The sequence below is a fragment of the Bacillus sp. FSL K6-2971 genome (assembly GCF_038006405.1).
GTDB lineage: Bacteria > Bacillota > Bacilli > Bacillales > Bacillaceae > Bacillus > Bacillus pumilus.
Genome location: NZ_JBBOVD010000001.1, coordinates 2758710 through 2773609 on the forward strand (window position 1 = coordinate 2758710; position 14900 = coordinate 2773609).

Below are 14900 nucleotides of genomic sequence, written 5' to 3' on the forward strand. Positions count from 1 at the left end.
TCTATTCTGCTTCTTGAATCAGCTTTTGCGCATGTAGTGCCAGCATATGGTCAGGCTGCACGTCAATGGCTTTTCCTAGCATCTCAAGTGCTGCGTCTTTTTTCTCTAAGTATGCATACGCAACCCCTAAATTATAAAAGGCATCTGCATGCTGCGGATCACGCACGATCACCTCGGTAAAGGTCGTCACCGCTTCTTCCAGCAATTGTTCATTAGCTAAGCACATGCCAAATTGAAATCTTGCTTCATTATCATCTTCATTCAGTTCGATGGCACGCTGAAGATAAGGCATCGCAAGCTTCGGCTGCTCTAATTTGATGAGCGTTTGCCCCAGCATATAAAATAAATCACTATTTTCCATCCCAGCTTGTAGTGCTTGTTCAAAATAGTCTTTTGCTTTCATAAAGTCTTCTTTTAATGTGTATACATTTCCTGCCCCGTAATAGGCTGCAGCTGCGGCGTGATCAAGTTCTATTGCTTTTTGAAAGAAGTTTAACGCACGTTCAAATTCATTAATGCTTGAAAGCAAGTTCGCAAAGTTAATATATGGAACCGGGTCTTTCGGGCTTTCTTCAATGGCTTTCGTAAAAGCTTCTGCTGCTTTTTCGATGTTCCCCTGATTTAAGGCTTCTATGCCGATTTCGTTATGATTCATTCGCTCTCTCATCCTTTCATTAAAAAACCTCAACAGCGACGTTGAGGTTTTGAAAACATGTTACACGTACGACAGCTTTTGGCCGTCCTTAAAGACATCGTCAATTGTTCCGCCGCCGAGACATTCGTCGCCATCATAAAAGACAACCGCTTGTCCTGGTGTGACAGCACGAACGGGTTCATCAAAGATGACCATCGCTTCTTGCTCACCTGTCATTTTCACCTTCACATGGTGATCTTCTTGACGGTATCTGAATTTAGCTGTGCAGGTTAATTCACCGTTTTCACCGACAATATGAGGACGAGTCCAGCTAATATTGACGGCTGAAATGCTTTCAGAATATAAAAGTGGATTATGGAAACCTTGTTCGACAAACAGGATATTTTGTTCCAAGTCTTTTCCAACGACAAACCAAGGATCACCGCTACCGCCAATGCCAAGACCTTGGCGCTGACCGATCGTGTAATACATCAGTCCATCGTGCTCCCCTTTGACTTCTCCGTCCATCGTCTGCATCACGCCAGGCTGTGCAGGCAAATATTGACTGAGGAACGTTTTAAAGTTTCTTTCTCCAATAAAGCAAATACCCGTTGAATCTTTTTTCGTTGCTGTTGCGAGCTCTGCTTCTTTTGCCAATTCACGAACCCTTTTTTTCTCTAGATCACCGATTGGAAACATGACTTTATCAAGCTGTTCCTGAGTCAGCTGATTTAAGAAATACGTTTGGTCTTTGTTGGCATCAAGACCTCTTAGCATTTTGACTTCATCGCCCGTTCTGTCGACGCGCGCATAGTGACCTGTTGCTAAATAATCCGCACCGAGTGACAATGCGTGCTCAAGGAACGCTTTGAACTTAATTTCTTTGTTACACATGACATCAGGGTTTGGCGTTCTGCCCGCTCTATATTCATCAAGGAAATATTGAAACACTTTGTCCCAATATTGCTTCTCGAAATTCACTGCATAATAAGGGATTCCAATTTGGTTACATACGCGGATGACATCCTCATAGTCCTCCGTTGCTGTACATACACCATTTTCATCTGTGTCATCCCAGTTTTTCATAAATATGCCGATTACATCATAGCCTTGCTCCTTTAGCATAAGAGCAGCAACTGATGAATCGACTCCTCCGGACATACCGACCACAACTCTTGTGTCTTCTGGTCTTTTTGTCATCTTCATCAACTCCATTTTCAATGAAACAGCATGTGCGTTTCGTTCTTCAGGTGCCTGGCTGTTTCATTTTTCACACACACGAACAAAAGAGGAACGTTTATTTGGCTAAGCGTTTGACAACAGCTACTATCTTGCGCGCCGCCTGCTTCACATGATCCTCTTCATTCCCAAGACCGAAGCTTATTCTGACTGAGGACGTCAGCTTGTCTGCTTCTTCGCCATACATGGCGCTTAACACGTGCGAAGGAAGGACGGATCCAGCCGTACATGCAGATCCACTTGAAACAGCAATTCCTTCCATATCTAAATTCACAAGTAACGATTCGATAGAAACGCCCGGGAAATGAACATTTAAAATGTGCGGCAATGTCTCTTCCGGGTGCCCATTGATAGAGAAATCGAGTGATTCCTCTTCGAATACTTGTAGCATGATTTCTTTGAGCTTACCATAATGCATGGCTTTTTCTCTTCTATTTTGCTTCGTTAATTGAACAGCTTCTGCAAGTCCGACGATCCCTGCCACATTTTCAGTGCCAGCACGGCGTTTTCTTTCTTGTTCTCCTCCGAAAATTTGCGGAGAAAGTTTCACGCCTTCGTTTACATATAAAAAGCCCGTTCCCATTGGACCATTTAGCTTATGGCCAGAAGCAGATAAGAGATCAATATGAAGGTCTGCTACATCGATTGGCATTGTTCCAAACGCCTGCACGGCGTCTGTATGAAAATGAGCAGTGTGATTGTGTAAAAGCTCGCCAATGTCTTTGATTGGCTGAATCACACCTGTTTCATTATTGCCGTACATGATGGTCACAAGAATCGTATCATCTCTTAGTGCTTGTTTTAGTTGTTCAAGATGAATCAATCCAGTTTCATCCACATCTAAATATGTCACGTCAAATCCTAGCTTCTCTAGGCGTTCACATGTGTGCAGCACCGCATGATGCTCTGTTTTTGCTGTGATGATATGTTTTCCTTCATGCTGTCTTGCCATGGCCACACCTGTAATCGCCAGGTTGTCCGCCTCTGTTCCTCCACTTGTGAGGATGATCTCCTGTGGTTTACAGTGTAATTCTCCTGCAATCACTTCTCTTGCTTCATCGAGCCACTTTCTTGCCTCGCGCCCATATGAATGAATACTAGAGGGATTGCCAAATATCTCTGTAAAGTAAGGCATCATCTTGTCCACAATACGCTGATCCATCGGCGTTGTGGCTGCATGATCTAAATAGATACGTTCCATTCCCGGTACACCTCTGATCTAAATATAGAACATATACGCCTCTTGATCCTCGTCATCTTGATAGCTTGCCAAGTCTTCAAGAGTTGTATTGTCCAGTACGTCTTTTACTGCATCACGAATCCGAATCCAAAGTGCACGCTTTGCTGGTTCTTCGTTTTCAATGACTTCGACAGGACTAATCGGTCCTTCTAATACACGAATAATATCACCGGCTGTGATCTCGTTTGGTTCATGTGCAAGAACATAGCCGCCATATGCACCGCGAATACTTTTCACAAGACGAGCATTCCGAAGTGGTGATACAAGCTGCTCTAAATAATGCTCAGACAAATTATTGTTTTGAGCGATTGATTTTAATGATGTAGGGCCTTCGCCATGTTTTTTGGCTAATTCGATCATGATCGTCAGACCATATCTGCCTTTAGTAGAAATTTTCAAGTTAAACACCTCTGCGTTTTCTATTTCTATGTCATCAATTATTTTTCTGATTTCATATACGCTTATATAGACCAAAAGCAATTATATCATACTTTCAGCCAACTTTCATTTGCCGGTTCTGAGCGCGATAAGAGGACGCATCCCTTTTCTATTTGAAGAAATTTCGGTACTCTATACAAACAAGACATTGCTTTAGGAGAGATAATCATGAAACCTTTAGCGTACCGGATGCGCCCAAGTCATATTGAAGACATCATTGGGCAGGAGCATCTCGTTGGAGAAGGTCAAATTATTAGACGAATGGTCGAGGCAAAACATTTATCCTCGATGATTTTATACGGACCGCCGGGCATCGGAAAAACATCGATTGCGACGGCGATCGCTGGCAGTACAAGCATTGCGTTTCGGACGTTGAATGCGGTCATTCATAACAAAAAGGATATGGAAGCTGTCGCCGCTGAAGCAAAAATGAGCGGCCAGGTCATCCTCATTTTAGACGAGGTTCACAGGCTTGATAAAGGAAAGCAGGATTTTCTTCTTCCTTATTTAGAAAATGGCATGATCATTTTAATTGGCGCAACGACGGCTAACCCCTATCATGCGATCAACCCTGCCATTCGAAGCCGGACACAAATATTTGAGCTAAAACCGCTTGAAACAGAGCAAATCAAGGCTGCATTAACAAGAGCGTTACAGGATGAACATCGCGGACTTGGCGGGTATGAGGTGGCAGTAGACGATGAAGCGATGAATCATTTTGCCAATGGATGCGGCGGAGACGTACGCTCTGCTTTAAATGCGTTAGAACTAGCTGTTTTATCGACAAAAGCAGATGAGGCTGGGCATATTATGATCACTCTTGCCGCAGCAGAAGAATGTTTACAAAAAAAAAGTTTCTCACATGATAAGAATGGTGATGCTCATTATGATGTCCTCTCGGCTTTTCAAAAATCCATTAGAGGGTCTGACGCAGATGCGGCGCTGCATTACCTTGCCAGACTGATTGAAGCAGGAGACCTTGAAAGCATTTCAAGGAGATTACTCGTGATGGCTTACGAAGATATTGGCTTAGCTAGTCCGCAGGCAGGCCCTCGTGTGTTAAGCGCTGTTCAAACAGCAGAAAGAGTCGGCTTCCCGGAAGCCCGAATTCCGCTGGCTAACGCAGTCATTGAACTGTGTCTTTCTCCTAAGTCCAACTCAGCATATAAGGCGATCGATGCGGCACTTGGTGACATTCGTTCAGGGAAAATTGGTGAAATCCCTGTTCATTTAAAGGATGCTCACTACAAAGGAGCTACAGCACTCGGCAGAGGTGTCGATTACTTATACCCACACGATTATGAAAACGGCTGGGTGAAGCAGCAGTACTTACCTGATCCGCTGAAAAACAAGCAATACTATGAACCGAAGCAAACAGGTAAATTTGAAGGCGCACTGAAACAGGTATATGAGAACTTAAAACGCCAAAAATAAAAAAAGCCCTCTGCCTATTAGCAGGTGGGCTGTTTATTTATCTTTCACACGTGTAATTGGAATATCTTTCAAAAGCTGCATAATGACATGACCACCCATGATCAATCCTGCAACAGACGGGACAAATGCATTGGATGATGGCGGCATTTGTGCCTTGCGAATCTTCGCTTCATCATTTCCAACTTCTTTTCTGACATCTTCGCGAATCACAATCGGACTTTCATCAGAGAAGATGACTTCAATCCCTTTACGAATCCCTTCTTTACGTAGACGCGTTCTCACGACTTTTGCAATTGGGTCGGTATGTGTTTTTGAAATGTCATCAATTTTGAAGCGGGTCGGATCTGTTTTGTTTGCTGCTCCCATACTTGAAATGATGTTCACATTGCGTTTCAGACACTCTTTCATTAAATGAATTTTATAGTGAATCGTATCTGACGCATCGATGACATAATCAAGCGGATATTCAAAAAATTGCTCATATGTTTCCTCTGTATAAAACATCTTGAGTGCAACAACTTCACATTCTGGATTAATATCAGCGATTCTCGCCTGCATTAAGTCAACCTTTGGCTGACCAACTGTTGAAAGCAATGCTGGCAGCTGACGATTTACATTTGTAATATCAATATCATCTTTATCAACAAGAACAATACGGCCAACACCTGAACGAGCGAGTGCCTCAACTGCAAATGAACCAACGCCGCCCACACCAAGCACTGCCACTGTACTGTTTTTTAATATATCTAAGCCTTCCTTGCCAATGGCAAGCTCGTTTCTTGAAAACTGATGTAACAAGTGCCTCACTCCACCTTTATTTAAAATGAATCGAAAGAATCATATCATATTCAACCTTCTTCGTCATCCTTCTGAAAAAGAAAAAAACACAAAAAAGTCCCGACAACGCCGCCAGCTTTTCCTTCGTTTTGAACCCCGCACCATGCAGGTGGGTGCTTTCTTCCTGACTTTATAAGTCCTCTAAAGAGGCATTTATGCAGAAAGGAAAGGCAAGCTCCCGTATAAAAAAATGTTCGGTCAAAACTAGGTAACCACCGTACGTATCAGGACTTTATTTATTGATTGAAGAAAGCATATCATAGGCATGCCGCTTTTTCAAGCGTTTACATGCCTATATCCATGCGTCTATTTTACTGTTTTACTTTTGTTTTAATGGCTAAACTTAGCTCATCAAGCTGCGCTTCGCTCACATGGCCTGGAGCATCTGTTAACACGCAGCTCGCACTTGCCGTTTTCGGAAACGCAATCGTGTCTCTTAGGTTAGAGCGGCCGGCAAGCAGCATCACTAAGCGGTCAAGACCAAGCGCGATTCCGCCATGCGGAGGAACACCGTGCTCAAAAGCATCTAGAAGGAAGCCGAATTGTTCATAAGCCTCTTCTTTTGAAAACCCAAGTAAGCTAAACATTTTTTCTTGAATGTCCTTTTCGAAAATACGAATCGAACCTCCGCCAAGCTCATAGCCATTCAGGACAAGATCGTATGCCTGTGCCTTCATGTCTTCTGGGCTTGTCTCAATTAATTCAAGATCGTCGCGTACTGGCATTGTGAAAGGATGATGGGCAGCATAGAAGCGGCCTTCTTCTTCATCTTTTTCAAGCAGCGGCCAATCAACAATCCATAAGAAGTTGAATACAGACTCATCGATGAGTTCAAGCTCTTTGCCGAGTTTTAGGCGAAGGGCGCCAAGTGCGTCATGGACAACAGACGTCTTATCTGCAACAAAGAGTAAAAGGTCGCCTTCTTCGACTTGAAGCTGCTCTTTTAATTCTGCTTGCTTTGCTTCGTCAAAGAATTTAGCAATCGGCCCTTTTAATTCTGTCCCTTCTGCTTTAAGCCAAGCTAGACCTTTTGCACCGTAGTTCGCAGCAAATGCACCAAGGGCATCAATGTCTTTTCTTGAGTAGTTCGCTGCAGCCCCTTTGACATTGATGGCTTTCACAGCTCCACCATTTTTTACAGCTCCGCTAAAGACTTTGAAATCAGAGTCTTTTACCGTGTCTGAAATGTTGACAAGCTTCATCTCAAAACGTGTATCTGGTTTATCAGAACCATAAGAGTTCATCGCTTCATCATAAGTCATGCGAGGTAATGGCAATGTCAAATCTACGCCTTTGACATCTTTCATCACCTTTGACATCATCTCTTCAGCAAGCGTCATAATGTCCTCTTGACTCATAAAGGACATTTCGATATCGACTTGTGTGAATTCCGGCTGACGGTCAGCACGCAAGTCTTCATCTCTAAAGCAGCGGGCAATTTGATAGTATCGATCCATTCCTGAGACCATCAGCAATTGTTTAAATAATTGCGGGGACTGAGGCAAGGCATAGAACTCTCCTTCGTGTACACGGCTTGGAACAAGATAGTCACGTGCACCCTCTGGCGTACTTTTAGTTAAAATCGGTGTTTCAATATCTAGAAAGCCGTTGTCATCTAAGAAATGGCGGAATGCTTTTGTGACTTCATGTCGCATTTTCATCGTTTCAAACATAGCAGGACGGCGAAGGTCTAAGTAACGGTATTTTAAGCGCACATCTTCTGATACCTCGTCCGCTTGATCTGAAATAACAAAAGGAGGGGTCTTCGCTTCATTTAACACGCTGACCGTTTCGACTTGTATTTCAATTTTCCCTGTTTTTAGATTTGGATTGATCGTTGCTTCTTCTCTTGCGACAACCGTTCCTTTAATATCAAGGACATATTCATTACGAATCGATTCTGCTGTCTCGAGTGCCTCTTTTGAAAGGTCTGGATTGAAAACAGCTTGTACAATTCCTGTACGGTCACGCAGATCAATAAAGATTAGTCCGCCAAGGTCACGTCTTTTTTGAACCCACCCTTTTAATACAACGGTTTGACCGATTTGGTCTTCTGTTACTTCTCCACAATAAAAAGTTCTACCAAACACAAACATTCCACTCCTTCTTTACGCCTTCTTGTGGGCCTTCATCATTTGAATCAGCTCATCAAGCTTCACTTCAATTTGTTCACCCGTTGTCGTATCTTTTACATTCACAATGTGCTGCGCCAGCTCATCTTCACCAAGGACTGCAATAAACTTGGCTTTTAATCGATCAGCCGCTTTAAATTGTCCTTTTAATTTCTTCCCTGTATAGTCCATTTCGCTTGAAATGCCTTCTTTTCTCAGACGATTTAATAATGAAACAGCGTAATCTTTCGCATCATCACCGAGTGCAGCAATGTATAGATCAATGCCATCTTGCAGTGGAAGATCAATTCCTTCAGCATCGATTGCTGATAGGAAACGCTCAATACTCATAGCAAAACCGATTCCTGGTGATTCAGGACCGCCAATTCCTTCAACAAGTCCATCATATCGGCCTCCGCCGGCTAATGTGGTAATCGCACCAAAGCCTTCAGCATTACTCATGATCTCAAATGCCGTGTGATTGTAGTAATCAAGGCCGCGCACTAAGTTCGGATCGACGACATATTCAACGCCTATATCTGTTAAGTATTGTTTGACCTTTTCAAAATAAGTCCGTGATTCATCATTTAAGTAATCTTGAATGGATGGAGCCGTTGCCATCAATTCGTGGTCACGATCCTTTTTACAATCAAGAATTCGCAGCGGATTTTGATGTAAACGGGTTTGACAGTCATGACAGAATTCATCGATTCTTGGCTCAAAGTGCTCAACAAGTGCCTTGCGGTAGTCTGCACGGCTCTCTTTGTCACCAAGGCTGTTAATGACGAGCTTTAAGTTTGAAAGACCTGCTTTCTCATAAACACTCATCGCAAGGGAAATAACTTCTGCATCAATGGCTGGATCCTTTGAACCGATCGCTTCAATCCCAAACTGATAAAATTGACGATATCTTCCCGTTTGCGGACGTTCATAGCGGAACATTGGCCCAATGTAATACAGCTTTGTTGGCTGCGCCGGCTGTGCAAATAATTTATTTTCAACATAAGAACGTACGGTTGATGCCGTTCCCTCTGGACGAAGGGTGATGCTGCGCCCCTTTTTATCTTCAAATGTATACATCTCTTTTTGAACGATATCGGTTGATTCGCCTACTCCCCGTGCAAACAGCTCTGTATGCTCAAAAATCGGTGTGCGGATTTCTTTGTATTGAAAGGCCGCACATGTATCTCTTGCAATTTGTTCAACATACTGCCAGCGTTCTGACTCTCCAGGTAAAATATCCTGTGTGCCTCTTGGAATATTAAAACTCATTTTTCGTCCTCCTACGACCATCATTCATTTTTTTATGTGGACATATAAAAAACCCCCGCCTCTACTATGTGTATAGTAGGGACGAGAGTTATACCCGTGGTGCCACCCTAGTTGGAACATGATCTAGCCATGTTCCCGCTCAAATCCTTAACGCAGATTCACGTTCTCCGCCTATTGACTCATTTTTAGAGCGTTCAGCAGGAAACCTACAGAGTGTTCTTTCGTGATAAATGCCATGCGGATTCGCTTTCAGCCTAAGGCGATTCCTCTCTGCTCACGCAATTTACCCTACTATTCTCTATCATCAGTTCCACATTTTAAATTTTCAAGTGTGTTGATTTATATTATAATAAGGTCGGTGCTGCCACTCTGTCAACCCTTGCCGGGCCTCTTTTTCTTTTCCAGCTCTTCTTTTGACGTACATCCGTATTCAGATGCGGTTTCTTCAAGGAAGCCTGGTTGATCCATTTCGTCGTGCTGCCAGCGATCGATATCACGATGTCCATTATATTGCACTCGTCCTAATTTTCTACTTAATCTCATGTTTGTACATCCTTTTATCACGTTTTTATTTAGTATAAACAGATTGATTCATTTTTATTAGGGAAACTGCAAGGAATTAGTCCATTACATAACGAATTTACATTCATCGGTTTTACAAGGGAGGGAAAACACCGTTTTGAAACTAAAAAAACACAATCAAATGATGATGCTGCTTACCTGTTTTGTTCTCATTGCAAGTACTTTGCCTATGACACATGCTACAGCACAAACAGATCAAGCTGTGGTCGCTACAGATGAAATCAATGTGAGAACGGGCCCTGGCTTAAGCTATGGAATCGCAGCTGTTGTGAAGCGCGGAGAAAGCTATCCCATTCTCACGAAACAAGGAGAATGGGTGCAGATCGGGCTATCGAACGGTCAAAAAGGGTGGGTCGTCTCATGGCTGATTACGACATCATCTGGCGGCCAAAACTCCGCTAAGCCAAAGACGCAAAATCAAAGCTCAGCAGGCAGCGGTTCCATTACATCGACAGCCTCTGATCTTCGCATACGGACAGGCCCTGGGACTTCCTATCAAGTCGTCGGACCTTTCCCGCAAGGCGCTTCCGCTAAAAAGCTGCAGACAAGCGGCGAATGGACAAAAATTTCGTATAAACAAGCAGTAGGCTGGGTTCACTCTGATTATGTGTCAGGCGGCCAAAAAGCTGCTCAATCAAGCTCTGGCGAGTCCTCTCGCTCTAAACAGACAGGCACAGTTGGCGTATCGAGCTTGAATGTAAGGCAATCGGCGGCACCAAATGCACAAGTCGTCGCTTCACTTGCCCGCAACACACAGATCACCATTTTGCGCGAGCAGAACGGCTGGTATGAAATTGAGGCAAAAGGCGTGAAAGGCTGGGCAGCAAGCTATTACATCGTCACAAGCAATGGAGCGAGTTCGGCTGGTGAAAAGAATCCATCTTCTTCGGCTTCCCAAAAGAAAGCGTACATTGTCTACGATGGCACCAACATTCGAAAAAGTGCTTCTACCTCTGCTCAGATTGCAGAAAGAGCCACAAAAGGCGCTGCCTATCAAATTGTTCGCACGCAAGGTGACTGGTACGAGGTGACACTATCTAACGGCGGAACTGGTTATGTGGCAAGCTGGGTCGTTCAAACGAATAAAAATAGCAGCGAGGCACCAAGACCACAGCAGGATTCTTCATCAGGAACTGGTTCTTTAAAAGGAAAAACGATTGTTCTTGATCCAGGTCATGGCGGAAAAGACAGCGGCACGATTGGAGCAGATGGTGCGTTTGAGAAGAACATTACCATCAAAACCGCCAATTTACTGGCAGGAAAATTAAGGGCTTCTGGTGCAAATGTCTATTTAACAAGAAGTGAAGATACTTTTATCAGCCTTCAATCGAGGGTTGCAACATCTCATTACAGAAATGCAGATGCATTTATTAGTCTTCATTATGATAGTTTTATGGACCCAAGTGTCAGAGGAAGTACGGCATATTATTATCAAGCAGCAAAAGACCAGCAATTAGCGACAAACGTTCATACAGAAGTCGCTAAACGCTCTCAAATCCCTGATAAGGGTGTCAAATTCGGAGATTATTTTGTGTTAAGAGAAAACAAACGTCCTTCTCTTTTATATGAACTCGGCTATTTAAGCAATCCTCAGGAGGAAGCCATCATTTATAGCGCCTCTTACCAAGAACGAGTCACAGAAGGAATGACAGAAGGATTAAAACAATATTTCCGCTAGAAAAAAGAGGCCACTGCGCCTCTTTTTTGTTTGATCGCAAAAGAAAAAGACTCTAAACAAACTCCTGCAAGAGTTTATCTACAGTCTAAAGTGAATCTATTCTTTGCTATCCATCCAGATAGTCACAGGCCCTGAATTGGTCAATGACACATCCATCATCGCGCCAAAGCGGCCAGTTTCTACATGAATACCTTTTTCTCTAAGGGCTTTATTGAAACTTTCGTAAAGGGCGTTCGCAGCATCTGGCTTGGCTGCTTTCATAAAATTTGGCCTTCTGCCCTTTCTCGTATCACCATAAAGAGTAAACTGAGACACAGACAGCACGCTTCCTTTTACATCCAATAACGAATGATTCATTTTCCCGTTTTCATCCTCAAAAATACGTAAATGTGCAAGCTTATCAGCTAAATAATGCACATCTTCTTCTGTATCTTCGTGTGTGACACCAACGAGTACCATATATCCTTCATTGATGGCACCTGTGATCTCTTCTTCTACCTTCACAGATGCACTTGTCACACGCTGCACAACAAGCCTCATAGACGATATACTTCCTTTCTAATTCATGAATCGGCGAACAGAGTAGATGTCTTTGATTTGTTTAATGCGTTCTACCACTTTGTGCAAATGGTTAATGTTTTGGATAAAGATCGCCATATGGATCGTCGCCACTTTGTTACGGTCAGACTTACCAGAAACCGACGAGATGTTCGTTTTGGTTTCGTTGACTGCTTGAAGCACCTCATTGAGTAAGCCGCGTCTATCATATCCTAGTATTTCAATTTCCACATTGTATTCTTTACGGTTTCGAGCAGGCTGTTCGTGCTCCCACTCTACCGGAATTAACCGTTCTTGCGCTTCTCCTGTCTTCACGTTCGGACAGTCATCACGGTGAACAGATACGCCTCGGCCTTTCGTAATAAAACCAACAATGCTATCACCTGGAACAGGGTTACAGCACTTAGATAAGCGGACAAGCAGGTTATCTATCCCTTTGACTCTTACACCTGCTTCTCGTTTCTTCCCGTGATATGTCTTTGGCTCTACTGTCACTTCTTGAACCGTTTTTTCTTGTTCTTCTTGATCTCTTTGTTTTCTTTCTTTTTCAGTTAAACGATTGGCGACTTGGAGTGCAGTAATTCCGTTATAACCAACCGCTGCATACATATCCTCTTCGTTTGAAAAATTAAATTTGTCAGCCACTTTTTGCAGGTTTTCAGCTGTCAGGATGTCTTTGACATCAAACTCAAGGTTTTTGATTTCTTTCTCCACGAGTTCTCGGCCTTTTTCGACATTTTCTTCACGGCGCTGTTTTTTGAAAAACTGTCTGATCTTGTGCTTCGCTTGGGAGGTTTGGGCAAGTTTGACCCAATCCTGACTTGGCCCATAGCTGTGCTTTGATGTCAGAATTTCAATAATGTCACCTGTTTTCAATTTATGATCGAGCGTGACCATCTTTCCGTTGACCTTCGCACCGATCGTTTTGTTCCCAATTTCCGAGTGAATCCGGTAAGAGAAGTCAATCGGCACGGAACCCGATGGCAGTTCAATGACGTCTCCTTTTGGAGTAAAGACAAACACCATATCAGAGAAGAGATCGATCTTTAACGATTCCATAAACTCTTCTGCATCTGTCGATTCATTTTGGAATTCAAGGATTTCTCTAAACCAAGAGAGCTTCTTCTGGAAGACAGCTTCCTCCGTTGATTCTGCTGACTCTTTTCCTTCTTTGTATGCCCAGTGCGCAGCAATTCCGTACTCTGCAATTTCATGCATTTCCACTGTTCGGATTTGAACTTCAAGCGGGTCACCTTTTGGCCCAATCACTGTTGTATGAAGCGATTGGTACATGTTCGGCTTTGGCATTGCAATATAATCCTTAAACCTGCCTGGCATCGGCTTCCAGCATGTATGGATAATCCCGAGCACGGCATAGCAGTCTTTAATGCTGTCAACCAAAATACGAACGGCCAGCAGATCATAAATTTCATTAAACTGCTTATTTTGCAGGACCATTTTGCGATAAATACTATAAATATGCTTTGGTCTTCCGGAAAATTCAGCCTTGATGTTTACCTCTGACACACGATCTTTTACTTCATTGACAACCTCATCCAAGTATTCCTCACGTTCCGCTCGTTTGCGCTTCATGAGATTCACGATCCGGTAATATTGCTGCGGATTTAAGTAACGGAGCGCTGTATCTTCAAGCTCCCACTTAATCTTTGAAATCCCTAATCTGTGCGCAAGCGGTGCAAAGATTTCAAGAGTTTCATTTGAAATTCTACGTTGCTTTTCCTGAGGAAGATGTTTGAGCGTTCTCATATTGTGCAGACGGTCTGCCAGTTTAATCAAGATGACGCGTATATCCTGCGCCATTGCCACAAACATTTTTCGATGGTTTTCGGCCTGCTGTTCTTCTTGTGATTTATATTTAATCTTCCCGAGCTTTGTTACACCATCAACAAGCATCGCAACTTCTTCGTTAAAATACTCTTTTAAATCCTGTAATGTCACATCTGTATCCTCGACAACATCGTGCAGGAAACCGCCTGCAATGGTCGATGGGTCCATTTCAAGGTCAACAAGAATCCCCGCCACTTGAATTGGATGGATAATATAAGGCTCACCAGACTTCCGGTATTGCTCCTTATGTGCATTTTCAGCATATTCATATGCTCGCTCTATAAATTGAATATGTTCAGCGGACAGGTATTCTCTTGCCTTGTCAATGACCTGCTGCGCCGTTAAAACTTGTTCGTTCGCCATGGAATCACCTTTTTAAATGAAAACTGTATTGTAGTTTATTATCAAGAAAAATTCGATAGATGTAAAGAGAAGAAGTCCGCTAAAAGATTTTTGATAGGAAAAAAGCACCCTTCTTACCGAGTGCTTTTTTCGTAAAACTCCATTAGTATTGCATTAACGTCAAGATGTCGTAACCGTCAAGCTTCTTTCTGCCGTCCAGATACGTCAGCTCAATCAAGAATGCAATTCCTGCCACAACGCCGCCCAATTCCTCTACAAGCTTGATGGACGCTTCAATTGTTCCACCAGTCGCAAGTAAGTCATCTGTAATCAATACACGTTGACCAGGACGAATCGCATCTTTATGAATCGTTAATACATCTTTCCCATATTCTAAGCCGTATTCGACTTTAACGACTTCACGAGGAAGCTTTCCTTCTTTACGAACCGGTGCAAAACCTACACCAAGTGCGTATGCTACAGGGCAGCCAATAATGAATCCACGCGCTTCAGGTCCAACAATGAGATCAATGTCTCTTTCCTTCGCGTATTCAACGATTTGATCCGTTGCATAACGGTACACTTCGCCTTTATCCATTAACGTTGTAATATCTTTAAATTGTACACCTTCCTTTGGGTAGTCAGGTACAACTGTCACATATTGTTTTAAATCCATCTTTTCCTTTT

General features: G+C 43.1%; 13 protein-coding genes, 1 other RNA gene and 1 other annotated feature. Of the genes, 2 read left to right on the forward strand and 12 right to left on the reverse strand.

Annotated features, from left to right (window positions below):
- Position 1 precedes the first annotated feature (1 nt).
- The 4 genes from MHI33_RS14715 to cymR all read right to left on the reverse strand — a co-directional run bounded on the left by MHI33_RS14715 (position 2) and on the right by cymR (position 3512).
- Positions 2–655, reverse strand: a complete 654-nt coding sequence (locus MHI33_RS14715; RefSeq protein WP_185107042.1) for a tetratricopeptide repeat protein — start codon at positions 653–655, stop codon at positions 2–4.
- 60 nt (positions 656–715) lie between these two features.
- Positions 716–1834: a tRNA 2-thiouridine(34) synthase MnmA gene (gene mnmA / locus MHI33_RS14720; RefSeq protein ID WP_113767481.1), complete on the reverse strand. Its 1119-nt coding sequence runs from the start codon at positions 1832–1834 to the stop codon at positions 716–718.
- 97 nt (positions 1835–1931) lie between these two features.
- Complete coding sequence (locus MHI33_RS14725) at positions 1932–3074, reverse strand: cysteine desulfurase family protein (protein ID WP_003216474.1); 1143 nt, start codon at positions 3072–3074, stop codon at positions 1932–1934.
- A gap of 18 nt (positions 3075–3092) precedes the next feature.
- Positions 3093–3512 (reverse strand): cysteine metabolism transcriptional regulator CymR, encoded by a 420-nt coding sequence (cymR, locus tag MHI33_RS14730; protein WP_044139599.1) that lies wholly within the window; start codon positions 3510–3512, stop codon positions 3093–3095.
- 207 nt (positions 3513–3719) lie between these two features.
- Here cymR and MHI33_RS14735 point away from each other — a divergent pair, with 207 nt between their 5' ends.
- Positions 3720–4985 carry a replication-associated recombination protein A gene (locus tag MHI33_RS14735; protein WP_065098515.1) on the forward strand — a complete coding sequence of 422 codons (1266 nt, stop codon included), beginning with the start codon at positions 3720–3722 and terminating at the stop codon, positions 4983–4985.
- Between the two features lie 33 nt (positions 4986–5018).
- Here the strand turns inward: MHI33_RS14735 and MHI33_RS14740 are convergent, their stop codons facing one another.
- The 5 genes from MHI33_RS14740 to MHI33_RS14760 all read right to left on the reverse strand — a co-directional run bounded on the left by MHI33_RS14740 (position 5019) and on the right by MHI33_RS14760 (position 9748).
- Positions 5019–5783 carry a tRNA threonylcarbamoyladenosine dehydratase gene (locus tag MHI33_RS14740; protein ID WP_044140034.1) on the reverse strand — a complete coding sequence of 255 codons (765 nt, stop codon included), beginning with the start codon at positions 5781–5783 and terminating at the stop codon, positions 5019–5021.
- Positions 5784–5875: 92 nt separating this feature from the next.
- Positions 5876–6056: non-coding RNA, 6S RNA (ssrS, locus tag MHI33_RS14745), on the reverse strand.
- 77 nt (positions 6057–6133) lie between these two features.
- Positions 6134–7912, reverse strand: coding sequence for an aspartate--tRNA ligase (gene aspS / locus MHI33_RS14750; protein WP_126740758.1), 1779 nt, complete (start codon positions 7910–7912; stop codon positions 6134–6136).
- A gap of 18 nt (positions 7913–7930) precedes the next feature.
- The gene (gene hisS, locus MHI33_RS14755) at positions 7931–9205 is read right to left on the reverse strand and encodes a histidine--tRNA ligase (protein WP_003216423.1); all 1275 of its coding nucleotides are present in this window, start codon (positions 9203–9205) and stop codon (positions 7931–7933) included.
- A 74-nt stretch (positions 9206–9279) separates the two neighbouring features.
- Positions 9280–9519: a binding site (T-box leader), on the reverse strand.
- Between the two features lie 58 nt (positions 9520–9577).
- Positions 9578–9748 (reverse strand): YrzK family protein, encoded by a 171-nt coding sequence (locus MHI33_RS14760; protein ID WP_157957781.1) that lies wholly within the window; start codon positions 9746–9748, stop codon positions 9578–9580.
- A 160-nt stretch (positions 9749–9908) separates the two neighbouring features.
- On the opposite strand from MHI33_RS14760, the gene MHI33_RS14765 reads away from it, so the two are divergent.
- Positions 9909–11465, forward strand: coding sequence for an N-acetylmuramoyl-L-alanine amidase (locus tag MHI33_RS14765; RefSeq protein ID WP_445661791.1), 1557 nt, complete (start codon positions 9909–9911; stop codon positions 11463–11465).
- Between the two features lie 96 nt (positions 11466–11561).
- On the opposite strand, the gene dtd is transcribed toward MHI33_RS14765, so the two are convergent.
- The 3 genes from dtd to MHI33_RS14780 all read right to left on the reverse strand — a co-directional run bounded on the left by dtd (position 11562) and on the right by MHI33_RS14780 (position 14889).
- Positions 11562–12005 carry a D-aminoacyl-tRNA deacylase gene (gene dtd / locus MHI33_RS14770; RefSeq protein WP_044140029.1) on the reverse strand — a complete coding sequence of 148 codons (444 nt, stop codon included), beginning with the start codon at positions 12003–12005 and terminating at the stop codon, positions 11562–11564.
- Positions 12006–12023: 18 nt separating this feature from the next.
- Positions 12024–14234: a RelA/SpoT family protein gene (locus tag MHI33_RS14775; protein WP_044140028.1), complete on the reverse strand. Its 2211-nt coding sequence runs from the start codon at positions 14232–14234 to the stop codon at positions 12024–12026.
- A gap of 142 nt (positions 14235–14376) precedes the next feature.
- A complete protein-coding gene (locus MHI33_RS14780; protein ID WP_003216770.1) occupies positions 14377–14889 on the reverse strand; it encodes an adenine phosphoribosyltransferase in 513 nt (170 codons plus the stop codon).
- Positions 14890–14900: the final 11 nt, after the last annotated feature.